Annotated in this window: 17 protein-coding genes and 4 pseudogenes; 7 read left to right on the top strand and 14 right to left on the bottom strand. The window is 64.7% G+C overall.

All coding sequences use genetic code 11. From position 1 onward, the window contains the following. Positions 1–167 precede the first annotated feature (167 nt). The 5 genes and pseudogenes from ACHMW8_RS04370 to ACHMW8_RS04390 form a co-directional block, all read right to left on the bottom strand. Positions 168–1,316: an acyl-CoA dehydrogenase family protein gene (locus tag ACHMW8_RS04370; RefSeq protein ID WP_395444862.1), complete on the bottom strand. Its 1,149-nt coding sequence runs from the start codon at positions 1,314–1,316 to the stop codon at positions 168–170. Positions 1,317–1,399: 83 nt separating this feature from the next. Next, a pseudogene (locus tag ACHMW8_RS04375) lies at positions 1,400–2,856 on the bottom strand (amino acid permease). Positions 2,857–2,986: 130 nt separating this feature from the next. Next, positions 2,987–3,340, bottom strand: a complete 354-nt coding sequence (locus tag ACHMW8_RS04380) for a putative sulfate exporter family transporter (RefSeq protein WP_395445894.1) — start codon at positions 3,338–3,340, stop codon at positions 2,987–2,989. A gap of 91 nt (positions 3,341–3,431) precedes the next feature. Next, a pseudogene (locus ACHMW8_RS04385) lies at positions 3,432–3,989 on the bottom strand (putative sulfate exporter family transporter); the annotation flags it as partial. Next, the gene (locus tag ACHMW8_RS04390) at positions 3,986–4,258 is read right to left on the bottom strand and encodes a DUF6356 family protein (protein ID WP_395444863.1); all 273 of its coding nucleotides are present in this window, start codon (positions 4,256–4,258) and stop codon (positions 3,986–3,988) included. The pseudogene ACHMW8_RS04385 and the gene ACHMW8_RS04390, both read right to left, overlap by 4 nt. A gap of 122 nt (positions 4,259–4,380) precedes the next feature. On the opposite strand from ACHMW8_RS04390, the gene ACHMW8_RS04395 reads away from it, so the two are divergent. The 3 genes and pseudogenes from ACHMW8_RS04395 to ACHMW8_RS04405 all read left to right on the top strand — a co-directional run bounded on the left by ACHMW8_RS04395 (position 4,381) and on the right by ACHMW8_RS04405 (position 8,595). Beyond that, positions 4,381–4,848 carry an Lrp/AsnC family transcriptional regulator gene (locus ACHMW8_RS04395; RefSeq protein ID WP_395444864.1) on the top strand — a complete coding sequence of 156 codons (468 nt, stop codon included), beginning with the start codon at positions 4,381–4,383 and terminating at the stop codon, positions 4,846–4,848. A gap of 568 nt (positions 4,849–5,416) precedes the next feature. Beyond that, positions 5,417–5,552, top strand: a pseudogene (locus ACHMW8_RS04400) (hypothetical protein); the annotation flags it as partial. A 409-nt stretch (positions 5,553–5,961) separates the two neighbouring features. Continuing rightward, the gene (locus ACHMW8_RS04405; RefSeq protein WP_395444865.1) at positions 5,962–8,595 is read left to right on the top strand and encodes a type I restriction endonuclease; all 2,634 of its coding nucleotides are present in this window, start codon (positions 5,962–5,964) and stop codon (positions 8,593–8,595) included. A 71-nt stretch (positions 8,596–8,666) separates the two neighbouring features. On the opposite strand, the gene ACHMW8_RS04410 is transcribed toward ACHMW8_RS04405, so the two are convergent. After that, positions 8,667–9,296 (bottom strand): TetR/AcrR family transcriptional regulator, encoded by a 630-nt coding sequence (locus tag ACHMW8_RS04410; RefSeq protein ID WP_125155209.1) that lies wholly within the window; start codon positions 9,294–9,296, stop codon positions 8,667–8,669. Positions 9,297–9,590: 294 nt separating this feature from the next. Between ACHMW8_RS04410 and ACHMW8_RS04415 the strand changes: the two genes are divergently transcribed. Next, complete coding sequence (locus tag ACHMW8_RS04415; protein ID WP_395444866.1) at positions 9,591–10,433, top strand: UDP-2,3-diacylglucosamine diphosphatase; 843 nt, start codon at positions 9,591–9,593, stop codon at positions 10,431–10,433. Next, positions 10,433–11,525: pseudogene (locus ACHMW8_RS04420) on the top strand (glycosyltransferase family 4 protein). Before ACHMW8_RS04415 ends, ACHMW8_RS04420 begins: the two are co-directional and overlap by 1 nt. Here ACHMW8_RS04420 and ACHMW8_RS04425 read toward each other — a convergent pair. Genes ACHMW8_RS04425 through ACHMW8_RS04435 form a run of 3 tightly spaced genes read right to left on the bottom strand, consistent with a single transcriptional unit; the run spans position 11,522 to position 12,903 of the window. Beyond that, positions 11,522–12,202: an HTTM domain-containing protein gene (locus ACHMW8_RS04425; RefSeq protein WP_125155206.1), complete on the bottom strand. Its 681-nt coding sequence runs from the start codon at positions 12,200–12,202 to the stop codon at positions 11,522–11,524. The pseudogene ACHMW8_RS04420 and the gene ACHMW8_RS04425 sit on opposite strands and share 4 nt — an antisense overlap. Beyond that, on the bottom strand, positions 12,199–12,669 hold the full coding sequence (locus ACHMW8_RS04430; RefSeq protein ID WP_395444867.1) for a hypothetical protein: 471 nt from the start codon (positions 12,667–12,669) through the stop codon (positions 12,199–12,201). The genes ACHMW8_RS04425 and ACHMW8_RS04430 overlap by 4 nt, the downstream gene beginning before the upstream one ends. Before the next feature lie 18 nt (positions 12,670–12,687). Next, positions 12,688–12,903, bottom strand: coding sequence for a DUF4287 domain-containing protein (locus ACHMW8_RS04435; RefSeq protein WP_395444868.1), 216 nt, complete (start codon positions 12,901–12,903; stop codon positions 12,688–12,690). A gap of 92 nt (positions 12,904–12,995) precedes the next feature. On the opposite strand from ACHMW8_RS04435, the gene ACHMW8_RS04440 reads away from it, so the two are divergent. Together ACHMW8_RS04440 and ACHMW8_RS04445 are read left to right on the top strand one after the other, a co-directional pair. Then, complete coding sequence (locus ACHMW8_RS04440; RefSeq protein ID WP_395444869.1) at positions 12,996–13,490, top strand: hypothetical protein; 495 nt, start codon at positions 12,996–12,998, stop codon at positions 13,488–13,490. 194 nt (positions 13,491–13,684) lie between these two features. Beyond that, the gene (locus ACHMW8_RS04445; protein ID WP_395444870.1) at positions 13,685–14,026 is read left to right on the top strand and encodes a DUF559 domain-containing protein; all 342 of its coding nucleotides are present in this window, start codon (positions 13,685–13,687) and stop codon (positions 14,024–14,026) included. A 277-nt stretch (positions 14,027–14,303) separates the two neighbouring features. Here ACHMW8_RS04445 and ACHMW8_RS04450 read toward each other — a convergent pair whose 3' ends face one another. From ACHMW8_RS04450 to ACHMW8_RS04470, 5 genes are all read right to left on the bottom strand, one after another. Next, on the bottom strand, positions 14,304–14,921 hold the full coding sequence (locus tag ACHMW8_RS04450; RefSeq protein WP_395444871.1) for a DsbA family protein: 618 nt from the start codon (positions 14,919–14,921) through the stop codon (positions 14,304–14,306). 106 nt (positions 14,922–15,027) lie between these two features. Further along, complete coding sequence (locus tag ACHMW8_RS04455) at positions 15,028–16,341, bottom strand: hemolysin family protein (protein ID WP_395444872.1); 1,314 nt, start codon at positions 16,339–16,341, stop codon at positions 15,028–15,030. Positions 16,342–16,485: 144 nt separating this feature from the next. Further along, complete coding sequence (locus ACHMW8_RS04460) at positions 16,486–17,529, bottom strand: substrate-binding domain-containing protein (RefSeq protein WP_125155196.1); 1,044 nt, start codon at positions 17,527–17,529, stop codon at positions 16,486–16,488. Between the two features lie 70 nt (positions 17,530–17,599). Then, a complete protein-coding gene (locus ACHMW8_RS04465; RefSeq protein ID WP_125155195.1) occupies positions 17,600–18,859 on the bottom strand; it encodes an OprO/OprP family phosphate-selective porin in 1,260 nt (419 codons plus the stop codon). A 295-nt stretch (positions 18,860–19,154) separates the two neighbouring features. Beyond that, on the bottom strand, positions 19,155–21,563 hold the full coding sequence (locus ACHMW8_RS04470; protein WP_125155194.1) for a TonB-dependent receptor: 2,409 nt from the start codon (positions 21,561–21,563) through the stop codon (positions 19,155–19,157). Positions 21,564–21,809: the final 246 nt, after the last annotated feature.

Raw genomic sequence — 21,809 nt, forward strand, 5'->3', positions numbered from 1 at the left:
AATATTCTCCGCACGCGGGCGACAGGATGACGCATACACTCAAGGGTCGCGGATATTCCTTTGAGTAACGACGCGTTAAAGACATTTGCGCGCATGGAAGAGAGCCGCCTCCATGCGGCGTGACGCCACGGCTCCGCCGAGCGTCTGACGCGACATCTCGCCGCGGCCTAGCCGCCGCGCTTCAAGGTCTCGCGGGCGATGACCAGCTGCTGGATCTGGCTGGTGCCCTCGTAAATCCGGAAGATCCGCACGTCGCGATAGAGACGCTCGATTCCATAGTCGGCGACATAGCCGGCCCCGCCGAACACCTGCACCGCCCGGTCGGCGACGCGGCCGACCATCTCCGAGGCGAACAGCTTGGACGCCGCCGCCTCCAGGGTGACGCCAACGCCGGTGTCGCGCTTGCGGGCGGTTTCGAGCACCAGGGCCCGGGCCGCCAAGGCCTCGGTCTTGCTGTCGGCGATCATCGCCTGGATCAGCTGGAAGCTGGCGATCGGCTGGCCGAACTGCTTGCGCTCGCTGGCATAGGCCACGCAGTCGGCGATCAGCCGCTCGGCCACGCCGACGCAGACGGCGGCGATATGCAGGCGACCGCGGTCCAGCACCTGCATGGCGACCTTGAAGCCCTCGCCTTCCTCGCCCAGCCGGTTCCAGGCCGGCACGCGAACATTGTCGAAGGTGACATCGTGGATATGGGCGCCCTGCTGGCCCATCTTCTTCTCGGGCTTGCTGACCGACAGGCCGGGCAGATCGCGGGGGACCAGGAAGGCCGAGACCCCCGACCCGCCCTTGGCGTCGGGGTTGGTGCGGGCCATCACCGTGAACAGCGAAGCCTTGCCGGCGTTGGTGATGTAGCGTTTGGCGCCGTTCAGGACGTAGCAGTCGCCGTCCAGCGTGGCGCGGGTCTGCACCGCGGCGCTGTCGGAGCCGGCTTCCGGCTCGGTCAGGGCGAAGGACGTGATGATCTCGCCCGACGCGATGCCCGGCAGCCACTTGGCCTTCTGGTCGTCGGTTCCGAACATCACCAGGCCCTGGCTGCCGATGCCGACATTGGTGCCGAACACCGAGCGGAAGGCCGGCGAGGCGCGGCCCAGCTCGACGGCCACCAGCGCCTCTTCCTCCATGTTGAGGCCCAGGCCGCCGAATTCCTCGGGAATGGAGAGGCCGAAGAGTCCGAGGCCCTTCATCTCCTCGACGATGTCGGCGGGCACCGCGTCGTCCTCGGCGACCTTGGCCTCGATCGGCCGCAGACGCTCGGCCACGAAGCGGGCCACCGTCTCGATCAGCTGCTCGCGGGTTTCCAGATCGAGGGCCATGCGCTTCTCCCGGCATCAAACACTTGTTTTGACGCGGACTGTAGCGATGGCCCCCAAGAATGGAAGAGAGCGATTGGAAGAGCCTAGCGCGCCACCTTTTCCGCCTGGGCCAGCACGCTCTTGCGCATGCCGTAGGCCAAGTAGACCACCGCCCCGAGGATGTGGGCGAACAGGAAGTAGATCTGGGTCTTGGCCGGCAGGCTGTAGAACAGATAGAGGCAGCCCAGGATGCCGGCCGGGGCCACGATCGGCCAGGCCGGGGTCGAGAACACGCGCGGACGGTTCGGCTCGCGCCGGCGCAGCACGATCACCGACAGACCCACGGCGATAAACGCCGCCAGGGTGCCGGCGTTGGCCAGCTCGGCGATGTCCTTCAGCGACAGGAAGCCCGACAGCACCGCCGACAGGGCGCCGGTCAGCAGGGTCATCAGCACCGGCGTGCCGGTCTTGGCGTTGACCTTGGAGAGAGCGCGCGGCAGCAGGCCGTCGCGGGCCATGACGAAGAAGATCCGGCTCTGGCCGTACATGAAGGCCAGGATCACGGTCGGCAAGGCGACGACGGCGGCCAGGGCCACCAGCTGGGCCATCTTGCCGTGCTGCAGGCTCTCCAGGATGAAGACCAGCGGGGCCTCGCTCTTGGAGAACACCTCGGTGCGCGAGGCGCCGATCGAGGCGGCGGCGACGATCATGTAGATGGCCGTGCAGGCGGCCATCGAGCCGACGATGCCGATGGTCAGGTCGCGCTTGGGGTTCTTGGTCTCCTCGGCGGCGGTCGAGACCGCGTCGAAGCCGTAGAAGGCGAAGAAGATCAGGCTGGCGGCCGCCATCACGCCGATCTTGGCGGCGTCCGGCGCGGCGCCGGCCGGCACATGGGCCGAGAAGCCGTTGGGCATGAACGGGGTGAAGTGGCTGGCGTCGAAGGCCGGCAGGCACAGGGCGACGAAGATGACCAGGGCGATGATCTTCACGAAGACCAGGACCATGTTGACCGTGGCGCTCTCGCGGGTGCCCAGGGCCAGCAGGCCGGCCACCGCCATCGAGATGATCACGGCCGGCAGGTTGACGAGGCCGCCGGCGTGCGGTCCGGCCAGCAGGTAGTCAGGAAAGCCCGCCATCTTGAACAGGCCGTGGGCGTGGGCCGACCAGCCGACGGCCACGGCCGCGCAGACCAGGGTGTATTCGAGGATCAGGCTCCAGCCGACGAACCAGGCGACCGGCTCGCCCATGGCCGCATAGCTGTAGGTGTAGGCGCTGCCCGCCGCCGGCATCAGGGTCGACAGCTCGGCGTAGCACAGGGCGGCGCAGGCGCAGACCGCCCCGGCGATCAGGAACGAGAGGATCACGCCCGGCCCGGCCAGGCCCGCGCCGACGCCGGTCAGGGTGTAGATGCCGGTGCCGACGATGGCCCCGACGCCCAGGGCGACCAGATGCGGCCAGCTCAGGGTCTTCTTCAGCTGATGGCTGTCCGCGTGGCCCGCGGTGATGGTGTCGATCGCCTTGCGACGCGTCCAGATGCTCAAAATCAGGTCCCTCCGACCAGAGCATGGCTCGCGCCATGCTCTGCACTTCTTGGCGAGCTTGTTTATCCGTTTCGACTGATTCCAGTCGACACGGACAAGCTCTCGGCGCGGACCATGGAGCGGGTTTCGTGCTCCGCCAAGGCCTGATCTTTAGAAGAATATTCTCGTCAGGGCGTAGGCCAGGACCGCGACGGCGACGGTGACCGTCGCCAGCATGACCGCCAGCCTGGGCTCGACCTCGAGCAGGGCCTTGGGGCCGAGCTTGGCCGAGATGGCCCCGACGCCGGCCAGCAGCAGGAAGCCGGAGCAGGCCGCCATGGCCGCGACCAGGGCCGGCGGGATCAGGCCCAGGCCGCGGGCGGCGGCGAGCGCCGCAAAGCCTAGAACAAAAAGCGGCGGGGCCTTGAGCCCGCCGACCACGCCGCCTTGCTGGGTGCGGGTCAGCATCAGGCCGATCAGGACCACCGCCGGGCCCAGCCAGACGATGCGGGCCAGCTTGGCCAGGGCGGCGGTGCTGGCCGTCTCGGGCGAGACCGAGGGCCCCGGCGCCGGCCACCTGGGCGACGTCGTGGATCGAGAGGCCGAAGAACACGCCCGACTGGTGGGCGCTCAGGCCCAGGGCGTGGGCGATCGGCGGATAGGCCAGCATGGCCACGGTCGACAGCAGGTTGACCCCGACGATCACCAGCGCCGTCGTGCGCTGGTTGGCCGGACTGGCCGGCGCGGCCTGGGACGCGGCCAGGGCGGCGGAGGCGCCGCAGATCGAGCAGGCGGCGGCCGCGATCAGGGCCTCGGCGAACGGCAGGCCCAGCGCGGTCCCCGCCAGCGCCCCGACGCCCAGCCCGCCCAGCACCACCGCGCCGCTGGCGACGATGGCCGGACCGCCCAGGGCGGCGAACTCGCTCCAGCTGATCTGGGCGCCCATCATGGCCACGCCCAGCCGAAGCCCGGGCTTGGCGAAGACGTCGAGACCCGCGCCCAGCTGGGCCTGCAGGCCCAGGGCGCCGAGCATCATGCCCAGCACCACCGCGACCAGCGGCGCCGGGGCGTGCAGGTTCGCGGCCAGCAGCTTGGCCAGGATCGCCAACAGCAGGCCGGCGACCAGGCCGGGCCCCAGCCTGCCGGCGCTCAGGCGCAGGGCGGCGGTCGTCATCCGCGGACGGTCTCGCCGGAGATCTGCCCCGAGAGCGGCGCAGCGGCGGCGAAATGGGCGTCGGCCTTGGCGCAGCGGCTGGACAGCCGCTCGTTCAGCCGCCGCACCGTCTGGCTGCCGGTGCGCTCGAAGGCGAACGGCAGCAGACCGTGGACGAGACAGGCCAGGCCCGCGCCCAGCAGGGTGAAGCCGAAGCTCCAGGCCACGCCCATATGCTGGCCATAGCTTTCGCCGACCGACTTGGGATGACGCGTGAAGGACAGGTCCATGGGAGCCCCGTTGCTGTGCCGAGGCCCCCTAGGATGGCGAGGATTCGAAGAAAGACATGGTTTGAAAGGTTACCCGTTCCGCGATACGGAGAATTTCATTCTCCAAAACAGGGGATCGCGAGATGATTGATCTCGATCAAGTCGACCGGCGCCTCCTGGCCATCCTGCAGGAGGACGCCACCGTCGCCATCGCCGAGCTGGCCGAGCGGGTCGGCCTGAGCCAGACCCCGTGCTGGAAGCGGATCAAGCGCCTGCAGGACGCCGGCGTCATCACCGCCCGCGTCGCCCTGCTGGACCGCGCGGCCCTGGACCTGTCCCTGACCGTCTTCGTGGCGGTCAAGACCGGCCGCCACGACGAGGCCTGGCTGACCCAGTTCGCGGCCGGCGCCAGTTCCCTGCCCGAGGTCGTCGAGTTCTACCGGATGAGCGGCGAGGTCGACTATCTGCTCAAGGTCGTGGTCAAGGACATCGCCGCCTATGACCGCTTCTACAAGCGCCTGATCGCCACGGCCCCGCTGACCGACGTCTCGTCCAGCTTCGCCATGGAGCAGATCAAGTTCACGACGGCCCTGCCGATCTGCCCGAGCTAGGCTCACGGCTTCGCCGCTTCACGCGGCGTGGCCGCTGAAGGTGTTGGGGAGGCGACGGAGCGGCCGGGCGACCCCGGAGACCGTAAGGTTTGTTGTGTTTCGGCTCGCTTGACCGCTCCGCCAGGTTGTTCTTGCCCGTGAGGATGGGGGGCGTGAGCGTCTTTCAGCTCGGGACCCCACTAGCCCCCGGACGGGCGCGGACCAAGTCGATCGGCTCCATCCGTCTCGACCCCGACGATCCACGATAGGCGGCTTGTACGATCACCGCCCTGTCGATCCGCTGTCGGCTTTGGCCCCGGAGACTGCCCGTTCGCCAACCAATCCGCCTAAAGAGTACGGACGGGGCGACTTTCGAGCCTCCAGGAACCGCCAGCGGCCCCGCTCAACCTACCCCCGCCGCCGTATTGGGCCGGATCCAAACGCCCTCCCCGCGACGGGGACGGCTTTGATTGTGCAGGCGGATTCAACGCGGATCATTCAGGGGCGCGAAAAATCGACAAGTGGTTGATTTCGTGGGGTTCGGCGCCGCGAACGCCGGGGACATAGCGCCCTCAATCCCCACAAACAACCGTCATTCCCGCCCTTGTGGCGGGAACCCCTCTGTCCGCCGCAGGTGCGTGAGGGGCGGACTGCTGAGCAGTCCGCTTGCGTCTCACGGGGCAGCTGAACCAGGGGTTCCCGCCACAAGGGCGGGAATGACGGGATGTTGTTAGGATCAGTGAGAAGGCCCTTCCGCCCCGGAAGAGCGCCCGCCTTACATCTCACGGCGAGACGATCGCAGGGCTGTCCAGGTCACTCAAGGACCGCTCTCCGAGCGGCCGCGCGCGGCGGCGAAGCCGTCCTTGACTGACCTGGACAGCCCTGCACGCTGCAGCCTCCAAGAGATTTAAGGTGGGCGCCGGCGCGGGGCGTCGGGCTACCCATCCACCTACTTGCAAACATCTGCCACTCGGCATGCCGATGAGCCCGACGCCATCGCCTCATCAAGCCGCACGCTGCGCCACTTATCCGACATAGCGAGCCACCCTCACACTCAACCCCGCCTCCGTGTGTAAGCCTTGGCTACAGCCGAGAAAGTTGTAGCTTAAGCTGCAAACAATAGGGGGAGAGCAGATGTTTGATGTGCCCTTAGTCGATTCCCTAATAACCGAAAGCGACGTGGAGCAGAAATTCCTATATCCACTGCTTTTGTCTAGCACGCCTCTTGGTCTAGGCCACGACCACGCATCAATACAGACAAAATCTGACATTAGAAAATTCACGATCGGGAAAGGATCCGATCAGAAGCTATATTTTCCGGACTATATAATTACACAAAGTGGCATCCCATACGCCATAATAGAGGCAAAAAGGCCAGGAGAAAGCCTCGACGAGGCCTTGCGGGAGGGCCGGCTTTATGCGTCCGAAATTAATCATGCGTCACCCAGCGGGCTGAACCCTGTTGAATGGGTTCTAGCGTCCGACGGCCTCAGAACGGTCTTGTGCCGGAGCGACAGCGCTTCAATTCATCTAGACATGCAGCTAGCCGATTTTGTCGCAACAAATATAAAGTTCTCAAAGTTGCAGGAAGCGCTTTCAGCGGAAGCCTTGAGCAAATGGTATGCAAGAGTTATCTCTAAAATTAGACCAAATAGGTATTGGAAACCGCGCAAACTTGTTGGGGGTATTTCACTTCAACGGGAAGAGGTTGGCCTAAATTCATTTGGAGCCACGATATCCGCTGACTTTTCCCACATATTCAACCCACTCTCGCGCGCGGATCGAGCGTTCATCGTGAAGAATGCTTACATATCTTCAAAGCGGCGAGAGCGATATGTCGAGCCAATCGATCGAGTGATCCGAGCCTCCGTCCCCATATCCGAGAGTAGGTCTCAAGCGATAGAAGACACAGCGAAGCCGAATGAGATAATTAAAGTATTTAGGCGGGGAAGATCACTAGAGCGACAGGTTATGCTTATTATAGGCAACGCTGGCGCAGGAAAGACAACCTTTGTTGACTACCTACAAGAGGTTGCACTGCCGCGTGACGTCCGCGACGCCACGGTTTGGCTTCGGCTCGACATGAATCCAGCCCCGGTCTCGCGGGATGAAATATATGATTGGCTAAGGCGCCGCATCGTTAAGGCATGCTGCGATCATTATAGCGATATCGACTTCGACGACCTTGACACCATCAAGGCAGTCTTCGCACCAGCTGTGACCAAATTTCGCAAGGGCGCAGGACGCCTATTTGAAGGAAATCAAGAAGTTTATAATGAAAAATTGGGAGAAATAATACTAGGATTGCAGGCAGATTCAACCACACTAACTGAAAATATCGTGCGGTATTGCGTGGGAGATCGCGGAAAGCTACTTGTTGTAGTATTTGATAATTCAGACAAGAAATTATTATCCGAACAGCTTTTAATGTTCGAGGTTGCCCAATGGATACAAAAGGAATTCAGCGCCCTTGTTGTACTGCCCCTAAGGGAGGAAACTTATGACAATCATCAAGGAGAGCCCCCTCTAGATACAGCGCTTAAGGATTTGGTATTTCGCATTGAGCCGCCATTATTCCAAAAAATACTTCAAAGCAGAATACAACTCGCCCTAAACGCGATCGGCACGAGTGGGGCCAAGACGTTTCGATACGACCTTCCGAATGGAATGCAAGTCGAGTACCCCGCATCCGATCAAGGTCACTACCTATCATCTATACTAAGGTCTGTGTTTGAGCATGACATGCATGTTCGCCGACTTATCGTTGGACTCGCCGGCAGAAATATGCGGCGTGCAATGGAAATATTCCTAGAGTTCTGCACCAGCGGGCACATTACCGAAGATCACATCTTAAAAATGGTCCAGAGTCGTGGGCAATATGTCCTACCGCTTTCCCTAGTCACGACAGTATTGCTCAGAAGCAATCTCAGATATTATGACTCTGATAGAGCGTATCTGAAAAATATATACTCTGCTGTTGAGCTTGATGATCGCCCTAATCATTTCGCCAGAATTTTGATCCTCTCGTGGCTAAGTGAGCGCGCAACGGTATTTGGGCCTAGGCGACTCGAGGGCTATGCCTCGATCTCCCTGCTGCGAGCCGAACTATCCAGGTTTGGCGTTGATGAGCAAGTTTTCAGAAGAGAACTTGAGGCGCTCGCACGAGGCTACTGCATAACCTCTGAGGATTTCAGAACAAGCAGCTTGACCGATGAGGATCTTGTTTCGATCGCCCCGGCCGGGCGCGTCCATCTTCAAATCAAGGATAATCAACATTATCTAGCCGCGATCGCCGAAGACACATGGTTCTCGCAAGCAGCAGTGGCCGAAGCTATAGCCGACCGGATTAAGAATCCGCGAGAACACTACTCCAACAGGGTCGTTCTTTATAATGCTTTAGATGTGTTGAGAGAATTAAAAAGTTCGCTCGATACTCAGACAGCAGCATATCAAGCCACCTTCAGCGACAACAGGCTTCAAGAGTTGCTTGACCTTAGCGCAGCGGAGCGAGCGGTAGATCGCTATGAGCGTTCTGTCGTCAGCGGAGCCTGGGTCGGCATCGCTTCAAAAATTACACAGGGAAGCCGCCACTCAGGAACGGTCGAGGCAGTAAAAAATTTTGGAGCGTTCATTAGCTTACACGGCGTATCAGGGCTATTGCACAGCTCGAAGATGCCTAAGCACATTAAGCTAGAGCCGGGCATGGAGATTGAGGTCAGCGTTCTAGATATCGATCCAATCGAAAGGAAATTATCGCTCATCTGGTGAGTTATGAGGCGAATGTGCACAGCCGGCACATTCGCTTCTAACCGGCCTCTGAACTCTAGGATTTCCCCCCCCTACTCCGGCCACAAATCCTGCACGTCGCCCTTGCGGTTCAGCATGTGCGTGGCCCGCTTGATCAGCATCAGCAGGCGCTCTTTCCGGCCGTCCTTGTCGTAGGTCAGGGTCGTGCGGGCCAGGCCTTCCAGCATGAAGCGCGCCAGGTCGCGGCTGGCCTGGAAGCGGGGGCCGGCGCCGGCGTGGAGGATCTTCAGGAAGTGGTCGCCGGCCTGGGCGCGGTCGAACTCGGCCTGGGCGGGCGCCAGCAGGGCGTGGATGGCCGGGTCGGTGCGGCCGGCGTCCTCCAGCTCGCCGAAGGCCAGGAACGGCACGCTGTGCAGCAGGTCCCAGTAGCTGTCGATCGCGTGCTCGGTGACGTCGGCGCCGGCGGGCAGGTTCTCGGCGGCGGCGCGGAACAGGGTCGAGCGCTCGGCCTGGATATGGGCCACGGCGGCCTCGACCAGGGCCTCGCGGGTCGGGAAGTGATAGAGCATCGCCCCGCGCGTCAGGCCGGCGGCGTCGGCGATCACCGGGTTGGTGGCGGCGTGGTAGCCGATCTCGGCGAACAGGCGCATCGCCTGGTCCAGAATCCGCGCGCGGGTCTTCTGGGATTTCGGCGTGTCCTTGGCGAGGCGGGCGGCGTCCATGCCGGTGATCTAGTCGCCGCGATGCTGCACCGCAACAGGCTTGCCGCCCTCGAGCAACCCCAAGCGGCGAAAGGGATTGCTTATCGGTCCAGAATTTTGACAATCACGTCGAAACTGCGCGTTTCGCGGGCAGAGCCGGGCCGAAGCGCGGGAAGCGGCGCCGGGCCGGCCGGCGGATCGGCCGGGGCCCCGTTTCATTAAAGCGACATGCAATCAGCTTAATCGCCTGCCGTTGGCCGCCATCTTCCGATCCGGGGACGGAACGATCTCGCGGCGCCACACGGGGGTTCGACCATGAGCGCCGACGTCGCCGTTCGCCGCTACCGCTCCATCTTCATCAGCGATCTGCACCTGGGCACGCGCGGGTGCCAGGCCGAGCTGCTGCTGGACTTCATCCGCCATGTCGAGTGCGACAAGCTCTATCTGGTCGGCGACATCATCGACGGCTGGAAGCTGCGGAGCGGCTGGTACTGGCCCCAGGCCCACAACGACGTGGTCCAGAAGATCCTGCGGATGGCCCGCAAGGGGACCGAGGTGATCTACGTCCCCGGCAATCACGACGACCGGATCCGCGACTTCTGCGGCGTCCACTTCGGCGGGGTGATCGTGGCCCGCGACGTGATCCACGAGGCGGCCGACGGCAAGCGCTATCTGGTCGTCCACGGCGACGAGTTCGACGGCATCGTCCAGCACGCCAAGTGGCTCGCCTTCCTCGGGGATTGGTCCTATAGAACCATCCTCATGCTGAACACTCTGGTGAATCGCCTGCGGCGTCGCCTGGGGTTCGGCTATTGGAGTCTGTCGGCGTTTCTGAAGGTCAAGGTGAAGAACGCGTTGCAGTTCATCGAGAACTTCGAGGCCGCCGTGGCCGACGAAGCGCGACGTCGGGGGGTGGACGGCGTGATCTGTGGTCACATCCACAAGGCCGAGATGCGCGACATCGACGGCGTCCGCTACATCAATGACGGCGACTGGGTGGAAAGCTGCACGGCCCTGGCCGAGCACGCCGACGGCCATCTCGAGATCCTGGAATGGGCCAAGCTGCGCTCGTGGTCGGTGATCGACCGCGCCCGTTCGGTCGCGCCGCAAGCCGCTGACGCCGCCGACGAGCCGTTGCCGGAGCCCGCCGCCGCCTGATGCGAATTCTGCTTGCGACCGACGCCTGGGAGCCTCAAGTCAACGGGGTGGTCCGGACCCTGACCCGGGTGGTCGAGGAACTGCGCGCCATGGGCCACGAGGTCGATGTCGTCAGCCCCGAACAGTTCCCGACCTTCCCGCTGCCGACCTATCCCGAGATCAAGCTGGCGATCGGCGCCTACGAGCCGGTGCAGGAGCGCTTCAAGCAGTTCGAGCCCGAGGCGATCCACATCGCCACCGAGGGTCCGATCGGCCTGGCCGCGCGCCGCATCTGCCTGGAGTGGAAGCTGCCGTTCACGACCAGCTACCACACCAAGTTCCCGGAATATGTCTCGGCCCGCCTGCCGCTGCCGCTGGCGGCCGGCTACACCTACATGCGCTGGTTCCACAAGCCGTCGGGCCGGCTGATGGTGGCCACCCCGACCATGCGCGACGAGCTGGCCAAGCACGGCTTCCGCAACCTGTCGCCCTGGTCGCGCGGGGTGGACACCGACATCTTCAAGCCGCGCGTTCGAGGGCGATCCCGACCCGTTCGAGGGCCTGCCGCGCCCGATCTTCCTCAATGTCGGCCGGGTGGCCGTCGAGAAGAACATCGAGGCCTTCGCCAGCCTGGACCTGCCGGGGACCAAGGTCGTCATCGGCGACGGCCCCCAGCGCGAGGAGCTGGCCGAGAAATATCCCGAGGTGAAGTTCCTGGGCGCCAAGTTCGGCGACGAGCTGGCCCGCTATTTCGGCGGGGCGGACGTGTTCTGCTTCCCGTCCCTGACCGACACCTTCGGCCTGGTGATCCTGGAGGCCATGGCCGCCGGCGTGCCCGTGGCGGCCTTCTCGGCCCCGGGTCCGGTCGACATCATCCCCGGCTCCAACGCCGGCGTGCTGGCGCCCGGCCAGACCGACGGCCTCAAGGAAGCCTGCCTGGCCTGCCTGGACCTGGACCGCGCGGTGGTCCGCAAGTTCGCCGAGAAGTTCTCGTGGCGCTCGTGCGCCGAGGAGTTCTTCCGCAACCTGCAGCCCTATCCGGAGCCGGAGAAGACCCGCTTCTGGCGGCGGCTGCGGCGCCTGGCGCGGCTGCGCAAGAAGACGGCCGCCTAGAGCAGCCGTCCCTGCAGCCACAGGATGGCCGGATAGGTCGCCAGCCAGGTCCAGAAGAACCGGTTGAGGCCGAACAGGCAGGCATTGGCCAGGTGGAAGGTCGCCGCGACCGCCAGGCCCGCGACCAGGGCCGGCTTCCACAGCAGGGTCAGCGGAAAGGCCAGCTCGAAGCCCATCACCGCCCAGGACATGACCCGCAGCAGCTGGGGCCGCTCGGCGAAGCGACGCAGATTCTGGGAGACCGGATAGGCGGAAAACTGAAAGACGTCGGCCAGCGCCCGGCCCGAGCGCCAGTCGGGATTGACGATCTTGACCCCGCCCGAGATGAAGTAGCTGAGCATCAGCTGCGCCCCGAGATAGCCGAACGACAGCTCCTTCAGCGCCGGGGTCGGCAGCAGCCGGGTCAGGACCAGGCACCACAGCGCCAAGAGGCCCATGCGGTCGCTGCCGCCGTTATAGGGCCCCTGGAAGCGGTGAAGGATCAGCAGCGACAGCCCCGCCAGCCCGACCAGCGGCCAGGGCGCGGCGACGCCGGCGATCACCAGGCCGCACAGGACGACGCGGACGCCGAACAGGATCCGCTCGTCGCGGAAGCCGCGCAGGTGCTCCAGGCTCTGCTGGACCAGGGCCAGCGCCAGCAGGATCTCGGTCAGGCGAACGGCGGCTTCAAGGCTCATCGGATCGCGATGTCCTTCAGCAGCCGAGGCGCGGGCTGGACCATCACCTCCTCGGTCAGCGCCTCGCCCTCGCGGCTGACGAAGACCAGCCGAAAGCACAGCCACGGCCGCGCGGGGTCCTGGGGCTCGGGGGCCCCATCCGCGACGAGGTCGGAGGCGATGCGCCTGAAGAGTTCGTCCTCGCTGTGGGCCGGGTTGCGATCCTCGGCCAGGCGCTCGGCGCAGCTCATCACGAACAGGGTCTGGTTCCAGCGCGGGTTCCAGAAGAGGCGCTTGACCATGGTCGCCAGCGACACGTGCTCTGGCCGGGGCCGGAACGCGCGCCAGACGCCGGTCGCATCACCGGGCGAGGCCAGCAGGGCGTACTCCACGCGCGGCGCCGGCGCGATCACGTCGAAGAAGTTCCACGACGGGATCAGGGCGGGGAGCAGCAGCCTGAGGGGGGCGAGGAGGGTTCCGGTCGTCATGCTCGGCTCCTCCTGGCGCTACTTCAGACCATCCTGCGCCAAGGTGTGCGCGACCACCGCGTTGGCGTGGCCATGGCCCATGCCGTGCTCATCCTTCAGAATCGCGACCAGGTCCATGTGCCTGGCGGGATAGCCGTCCCGCACGATCTGCTGCCAATGGGCGATCGGCTGGCCGTATTTCTTCTCGATCGACGGAAAATAGGACGCCGGTCCCTTCACGGGGTCTTGGGTCATGGGCGACTCCTGATCGCTCCGATATCGCACCGGGCGACCGGGCTCCGCAACGGGTGGTTGTCGGACTTCACGCGACCGAGCATCATCCGCGAATGGTCACGTTTCACCAGTTCGAAGACAGTATTCCAGACGAAGCCAAAGCCCTTCGATTGATCGGCATGCCTGTGTCGGTATTCGACCATTGGCTCACGGAAGACGAATTTATCAACACGACCCCGTTTCTTTCATACGGCGAGGCCAGGGAGAAGGGTTTCGCCGCCGACTACCTTGAGACGGAAGACCGGTTCCTGACACTTCTCGATGGCATGGCGAAGGGCGGAGTCTCCTTGATCCGCTTTCCGGATGGGCTTCAGCGGGTGAGCGAGACCTCTTCCAAATGGCGAAATATCGTTCGCAGGGGGCTGCGCTACAAATCCTCGGATGAGCTGTACTTTCATCAGTACGAAGCGCGCCTCCTCTTTGGCTGGGATCTCACGCACTGGTTCATTTTCCGGGAGAGAAGCAACACCGTCGCCGTCGCTGATCTGGTGAGGAAGGCGGGTCTTCATGTCCTCGACTTGCACCCATCCGTCGTGGTGGCCGACTAGGTCATCCTAACCACAAGCAGACGCCTGAAGGGGCGGACAAGGGTGGAATCGCCCCCCAAACAAACCCCTCTCTCATAGAGAGAGGGAGGGGCCCGCCGCCGGAGGCGGTGGGAGGGTGAGAGGTTTCATCGCCCACCGGAAAATCCCGATTCCTTCCGTTGAGCGGCCGCGAGGGCTGAGCCCATGCTCTTGTTATGGACAAGCTCTCCAATGCCCGCCGCCTTCGCCGGGACCAGACGCTGGCCGAAAAGGTGCTCTGGGGCCTCGTTCGCAATCGCCGCCTGGGTGGGTTCCGGTTCCTGCGACAGGTCACGATCGATCGCTACTTCGCGGACTTCGTCTGCGAGGCGGCGAAGATTATCGTCGAATTGGACGGCGCCTCGCATGAAGGCCGCGAAGACTATGACGAGCGCCGCACTCAGACGCTGGAGCTATACGGCTATGTCGTCCTGAGGGTCCGCAATGAGCGGGTCCTTACAGATCCTGGCGGGACGGCGGATGACATTCTCGCGGTGCTTCGTTCGGACAGGATGTAACCTCTCACCCTCCCACCGCTTCGCGGCGGGCCCCTCCTCTCTCTATGAGAGAGGGGTTCTAAAGTCGCTATGGTCGGGAGGGGGAAATCAGCCCCCGGCCACAAGCCCGTCATCCCCCGCTTATGCGCGGGGCCCATCTGTCCGCCGCGGGTGCGGAGCGGAAGAAGGCTCTTACGTTGAAGTTGAACCATGAGCCCCGCGCATGAAGCGCGGGATGACGACGAGGATTCGGGGCCGCTTGCGGACGCCCGGCTCAGCAGCGCCCACTCCCCTTCACCTAGGCGGCCGGCGGCGGCGCCGCGCGGATCTTCGGGATCAGGTCCTTCAACTGGTCCTCCGAAAGCGCGCCGCGGATCAGATAGCCGTTGATCACCAGGCCCGGCGTGCCTTGCAGCGCCAGGAGGCCGGCCTCGCGGGCGTTGCGCGCCAGGATGGCGTCGATGTCGCGGCCGTGGGCCTTCAGGTCCCTCGCCAGCCTGGCCCCGTCGACGCCGGCCTGCCTGGCGACGGTCTCGACCATGTCCTTGTCGCTCAGCCGCGTGGGCGAGAGCATGAAGGCCCGATGCACCGCGTCGTACCGGCCTTGATAGGTCGCCGCCAGGGCCACCCGCGCCGCGTACTCGGACACGTCGCCGAAGATCGGCCACTCCTTGTGGACCACGGCCAGGCGGCGGTCCGCCTTCAGCGCGTTGGCCAGCACCGGCTCCATGCGTTTGCAGTAGCCGCAGTTGTAGTCGGCGTACATCACGATCACGACGTCCGCGTCCGCCGCCCCCCCGCGCGGCGCGCCAGGCTCGCGCAAGAGGTCCTTGAAGCCGTAGTCGCCGGCGCCGGCCGGCGCTGAAAAGGCGAAAGCGACCAAGGCGGCCAGAGCCATGACATGACGGAAAAGCATCGGGTGCTCCAGGAACGGTCGATCAGCCGGTTGGGCAAGGGCGGCGACGCGCCTTGAGATCCAGAACCGGTCCTGGGCGCCTCAAGATCGCGACGCTGGAATGGCCCTACCCCTCCAGGGGGCCCTTCCTGGGCTTGCCGGGCTTGAGGATGACCTTGTCGATCCGCGAACCGTCCATGTCGACGATCTCGATGTCGAAGGCGCCGATGGCGACGTGCTCCCCCTCCTCGGGTATGCGGCCCAGGCGGTCCAGGATCAGACCGGCGACGGTGTGATAGCCGCCATCGGCCTCGAAGTTCTCGCCCAGGTGATCGTTCAGTTCCTGGATGTCGAGGCGGGCGTCGATCAGCCAGCTGCCGTCCTCGCGACGGATGAAGCGCTTCTCGTCGTCCTCGTGATCCTCCGGGAAGTCGCCGGCGATCATTTCCAGCAGGTCCAGGGGCGTGATCGCGCCCTGCAGCGAACCGAACTCGTCGACGACCAGGGCCATGTGCAGGCTGGTCTGCTTGAACACCCCCAGGGCCTTGAGCAGCGACATGGTCTCGGGGATGGCGATCGGCTGCTGGACGTGGGCCTTCAGGTCCAGGGGCTCGTTCGACAGGCAGGCGTCCAGCAGGTCCTTCTTCAGCACCACGCCGACCCCGCCGTCCAGATCGTCGTCGGTGGCGACCAGGATGCGCGAGTGGGCGCTGGCGCGGATCTCGGTCAGCACCTGCTCGGGGCTGTCGGCCAGGGACACCCAGAAGAGGTCGCGGCGCGGGGTCATGGCCACGCGGACGGGACGGTCGCCCAGGCGCAGCACCTCGTTGATCATCGCCCGCTCCTCGGGCTCGATCAGGCCGGCGTCGGCGCCCTCGGCCAGGACGGTCTCGACCTCCTCGGAGGTGATGCCGCTATTGCGCTCGTCGCGCACGCCCATCAGCTTCAGCACGGCGGCGGTGGAGACGGTCAGCAGGGTCACGAACGGGCGCAGCACCGTGGCCACGATCGCCAGGAACGGCGACATGCGGCGGGCGATCACGTCGGGGAACATCAGCGCCAGGCGCTTGGGCACCAGTTCGCCCAGGATCACCGAGACATAGGTCAGGCCGATGACCACGATCGTGGTGGCGATGGCCTCGGAATATTTGGCCAGGGCCGGGAGGGTGGTCTCCACCCATGTGTCCAGCGCGCTGGCGATGGTGGCCTGGCCGTAGGCGCCGGCGAAGATGCCGATCAGGGTGATGCCGACCTGGACGGCCGACAGGAACCGCGTCGGGTGCTCGGCCATGTCGAGGGCCAGCTTCGCGCCTCGATCCCCCCGCTCGGCGAAGCCTTGCAGACGGGCCTTGCGGGCCGAGACGACGGCCAGTTCGGACATGGAAAAGACCCCGTTCAACAGAACGAGGAGAAAGACGACGGCGAGCGCGACGAGGATCATGGCCCTGCAGGGTCAAGGACGCGGGCCCGGACGGCGACCGCGGCGCGGGCATGGGGAGACCCGGCGCGGCCCACTATACAAAGAAAAACGCCGCGGCCCATAGGACCACGGCGTCTGTCTTGGTCTAACCCGACCGGCGCCGGCTTAGGAAGCCGGACGCGCCATCGTGGTCTTGTTGGCCACGGCCGCCTTCTGGGCTTCGTGCTGGCCCGGAGGCAGCGGGATCAGACCACGGCCTTGCAGGTAGCCGCCACGGCCCGTCGCGGCGTCCGAGGTGAACTCCTTCAGGAACTCTTCCAGGCCCGGGGTGACGCCGATGTTGGCCTTCTTCACGTAGATGAAGAGGGTGCGCGACAGCGGGTACGAGCCGTCCGAGATGGTCTGGGCCGAGGGACGCACGCCGTTGACCGAGGCGCCCTTGATCTTGTCCATGTTCTCTTCGAGGTACGACCAGCCGAAGACGCCCAGCGAACCCGGGGTCTTGGTCAGGGTGCCGACGATGGCGTTGTCGTTTTCGCCGGCGTCGATCCAGCCGTCGCTCCGCAGCGGGTCGACCTGGGCCTTGAACTTCTTTTCGTTGTCCGAGCGGATGGCGTCCAGCGTCGGATACTTGCGGGCGCCGGCCTCGATGGCCAGCTCGACGAAGGCGTCGCGGGTGCCCGAGGTCGGCGGCGGGCCGTAGACCTGGATGCGGTTGCCCGGCAGGCCGCCGGCCACGTCGTCCCAGTTCTTGTTCGGGTTCGGGATGAACTGGCCGTTCTTATACACGAGCTTCGAGAGACCCATGTAGAGGTTCTCGGTCTTGAAGTTGTAGTCGGCGCCGTCCTTGTCGGTGGCGACGACGATGCCGTCGAAGCCGATCTTGATCGCGATGATGTCCTTGACGCCCTTGGCGGCGCAGGCGTCGAACTCGGACTTCTTCATCGGACGCGAGGCGTTGGCGATGTCCGGGAAGCCTTCGCCGTTACCCGAGCAGAACAGCTTGATGCCGCCGCCGGTGCCGAGGCTTTCGATCTTCGGAGCCTTCTTGCCCGACTTCTTGGCGAAGTTCTCGGCCGTGCGGGTGGCGAACGGGAACACGGTCGACGAACCGGCGGCCCACACATAGTCGCGGGCGGCGTGGGCGGGAGCGGCGGCCAGGCCCGACAGGGCGACGGCGGCGGCCGCGCAGGACAGGAGCTTCTTCATGGTCATTTCCTAAGGGAATGAAGCAAAGGAGGTCGGACGGACCCGAGGGTCCGCCCGAAAACTGGGTGTCTTAGAAGTCCAGCTGAGCGCGCAGCTGGAACTGCTTGATGTCGTAGTCCTGGTTCAGGCCGACATTGTCCGACTTGCCGTCGGTGTAGTTGGCCTGGAAGCGGACGTACGAGGTCGGGTAGTAGTTCACGCCCAGGGTCCAGCCCGTGTACTTGCCGGCTTGCGAGGTGGCCGGCTTGACCTTCAGGGTGTCGTAGGCGTCGCTCAGGTCGGCGTAGTCGTAGCGAACCGCCAGTTCCAGGCCGCCCATGCCGCCGGCCGTGACCGGGTTCAGGATCTTCGGACGCTTGAACTCACCGGCGGCGGCGTCGTAGTTGCGCATCTCGCCGGTCGGCCAGAACGACACGAACGCGTAGCCGACCTTCACCTTCGGATCGTCGCCGACGACGGCCGGGTTCTGGCGGGTGACGTCGATGTTCGAGTACTCGCCCTGGATCGAGAACGGGCCGTGGACATAGGCGCCTTCGACGGCCAGGGTCTTGTCCCGGTTGCCGATGCCGCCCGTGGTGTAGAACGTGGTGCCGTTGCTGTAGGCGGTCGTCGTGCGGCCGGTATAGGCGAAGGCGTTCTCGTCGCCGCGGTTGCGGTAGCGATACGACAGGGCGACGTGCAGCTTGTCGGTATCGGTGTTGATCGGGGCGAAGTGACCGCGCGCCGTCAGGCCGAAGCGCTCCTTGCTGTCGGCGCCGGCGTTGGCGACGTCGGCGGAGTTGATGCTGTTGCCTTGGACGGCGAACGTGGCCGAGTAGTTGAAGCCCTGGTACTTGGCGACCGCGCTGAGCAGGTAGCTGTCGACGCCGAAGTCACCGTAGGGACCACGGTCCATGAAGGTGGTGAAGCGGGTCGAGGTCAGGTTCTCAAGGCCGGCGGCCTTGATGTTCCCGAACAGCAGCGAAACTTGTTCGTTCGGCTTGTACTCGATGACGACGTCGTCCCACGAGGCCGAGCCGCCGTTCACCCAGCCGCCTTCGGCCTTGTAGGCGAAGTAGTTGTTCAGCTTGCCTTCGACGCCCAGGAACACCTGGCGACCGCGCCAGTTGCTGGTCTTGTAGTCGCCGCCGGGGCCATCCCGGCTCACGTCCTGATTGACGTAGTCGACCAGGATACGACCCCGAAACTTGAACATCGTGTCGTCGTTCGAGAACTGCGGCGCGCCGCTCCACTTGTAGGCCATGTCCTGGGCTTGGGCCGCGACGCCCAGGCTCAGAGCAAACGCGACGCCCAGCGCCGAACCGGCGACCAGCGAGGTCTTGATGCTCATTGTGAAGTTTCCCCTTGAAGTGCCCCTGCCTCTCTCGCCCGATGAAGGACGGGATCAGGACAGTCGCGGGCTTACCGGGGGGCCATGACGGTTCCGCCAATGATTTGTGACAGCCGCGCAACAACTGTTGTTCGCCGGCTAAACTGTGTCACGGCGGCAACATGGGAAAATCACGGGAATAAAGCAGAAGATCCGGTCTCCGGGGCGGGGGATAGAGACCGGAAACCCGTATCCCTCCCCCTCCCGGATGTCGGAAGGGCGGCCCGTCGCCGAGCCGCCCTTCGTCACGTCGGGCCTAGTATTTCACGCGCAGTTCAATGCCGTAGGTGCGCGGCGGGTTGAAGTTGGCGTAGTCGCCGATCGTGCCGCGGTTGGCGGCCGAGATGCGGTAGATGTGCGACTCGTTCAGCAGGTTGCGCGACCACAGCGACAGGCTGGCCGAACCGGCGTCGCCCATCGTGATGTCGGCCAGGGTCAGGTTGCCGTTGACGATGAAGCTGCTGTCGCCCTTCACGGCGACGTTCTGGACCAGCTTGCCGGTCGGCGAAACGTCGGCGAACTCGGTCTGGAACGAGTACTGGGCGTCGGCGTAGTTGGCGTCCAGGTGCGCCTTGAACGTCATCGAACCCACCGGCTGCTTGAAGTCGATATAGGCCGAGGCGGCGTTCGGCGGCGTGTAGACCACGTTGACCGGGAACGGCGTGCCCTGCGGGACGTCGGCGTTGCCGGTGAACGGGAACGGCGCGGCCGGCACCTTGACGTCCGTGTAGGCGTACGAGACGCCGACCTGGATCTGGCTGGTGACCTGGGCGGTCAGGTCAGCTTCGAAGCCGCGGATCTTCGAGGTGCCCGGCGCATTGCGGGTCTCCTCGGTGTGCGCGCCTTGCGTCGGGCTGCCGGGGGTGGTGTCGACGTTGTCGAAGTCGATCTGGGTGCCGTCGCGGTTCATGGCGTAGGCGGCCAGGTTCAGACGGACGCGGTTGTCGAGGAAGTCCATCTTGGCGCCGATCTCGTACGCCTTGACCTTTTCGGCGTCGAACGCCTGGAAGGTCTGCGAACGGTCGTTGGCGCCGCCGGCGCGATAGCCGGTCGAGAACTTGGCGTACAGGTTCACGCCTTCAGCCGCGTCGTAGGCCAGGTTGACCAGCGGGTCGAAGCGACCCTTGTCGTAGGTGAACGTGAAGTTCGTGGCCTTGCCGTTGACGATGTAGAGCGTGCCGTCGCGCTTGTCCTTGGTGTAGCGACCGCCGACCGTCAGGTGCAGCTTCTCCATCGTGGCCGGGGTGTAGGTGCCCTGGCCGTAGATGGCGTAGCTCTCGGCGTCGGCTTCCGAGGCGCGGGTCAGGAAGCGCGTGCCGCGCTCCCAGCCGGCGGTGCCGGCCGCGGCCTTCGACGTGCCCGCCGACGAGCGGATGGTGTAGGCGGTGCCGTCGGCGTTCCACTGGTTGGTGAACGGCGTGGCGGCCGATTCCTTGGCGTGTTCCTTGAAGTAGTACAGGCCGGCGACGTACTGGAAGGTGTCACCGAAGTCGCCGACCGCCTGGAATTCCTGGCTGTACTGGTTCTGATACAGGTCCGAGAGGCTGTAGCGGCCGAAGTTGGCGTTCGGGGCGAAGACGTTGCGGGCTTCGATGCCCGAGTTGTCCCACTGGTTCGTCGCGACGGCGCGGGCCGCCGTGATCGAGCGCAGCTGCAGGTTCGGCGAGACGTTGTACTTCAGCGTCATCATCGCGCCGCCGGTCTCGTCGACGCTGGGCTGCTGGACGGTGCCGATGTCCGAGACCTTCTGGCGGTCGGTGTGGACCTTCACCAGCGAGGCCAGCGGGTTGATCGTGCCGGCCGGAGCGCTGGCCGTGGCCTGGACTTCAGCCAGGGTGCGGACGCGCTTGCCATAGGGGTTGTAGTTGATCAGCTGGCTGAAGAACGGGGTGTTCTCGTCCTTCGCGTAGTCGACGGCGACCAGGGCGCTGAACTTGTCGTTCGGGCGATACAGGGCCTGGATGCGGCCGCCCTTGCGGTCGTACTGGTTCCAGCCGGCTTGACCCGACATCGGGTTCTTCACGGTCGGATCCTGGTGTTGCAGCAGGCCGTCGACCTTGATCGACAGGCCGTTGAACTCCTGGAAGTCCTGGTGCAGCTCGGCGGTGTAGGCGCCGTAGTTGCCGACGCCGGCGACGATGCGGCCGCCGGCCACGCCCGACGGCCCCTTCGAGACGATGCTGACAGCGCCGCCTTCGGTGTTACGGCCGAACAGCGTGCCTTGCGGGCCGCGCAGCACTTCGACGCGCTCCAGGTCCAGCAGGGCGACGTTCAGGCCTTGCTGACGGCCCAGATAGACGCCGTCGATATAGACGCCGACGCCCTGGTCGCGGGCGGTCTGGTTGGCGTCGAACGGGACGATGCCGCGGATGCCGACAGTCAGGGCCGACTGGCGGGCTTCGAAGGTGGCGACGCGCAGCGAGGGGATGGCGCCGTCCATCAGGCTGATCAGGCTCTCGGCGTGGCGGTCGGCCATGGCCGTGGCGCTCAGCACCGACACCGCGATCGGCGTGGTTTGCAGGTTGGTTTCACGCTTGGTGGCCGTGATGACGACCTGCTCCAGCGCCGTGCCATCCGCATCGGGCGCGGGATCGGCGGCGTAGGCGGTCGAAGCCGTGGCGACCATCAGAGCGACGAGCGCCGCCCCACCGAAATAGTTACGCATTTGGAGGTACCCCTGTTTGGTTGGCCGGGGGGATAGTCCGCATGCAGTGATGGTTCAGTGACGCCACCGTGTATGTTTTAAGACGTGATAATTTTGCGCCACGCCGGCTCAACTCAGAATATCCGAACGCATTCGCCCGCCGCGCGAACCCAGACACAAAACGTTACGACACAGAAACAAAACGTCTTGATCTGGACAAGTTTCAGAAATGAGATATCGGCGTTATCTGTTTCATTTCGATACATG

The sequence above is a fragment of the Caulobacter sp. UC70_42 genome (assembly GCF_044056025.1).
Lineage (GTDB): Bacteria > Pseudomonadota > Alphaproteobacteria > Caulobacterales > Caulobacteraceae > Caulobacter.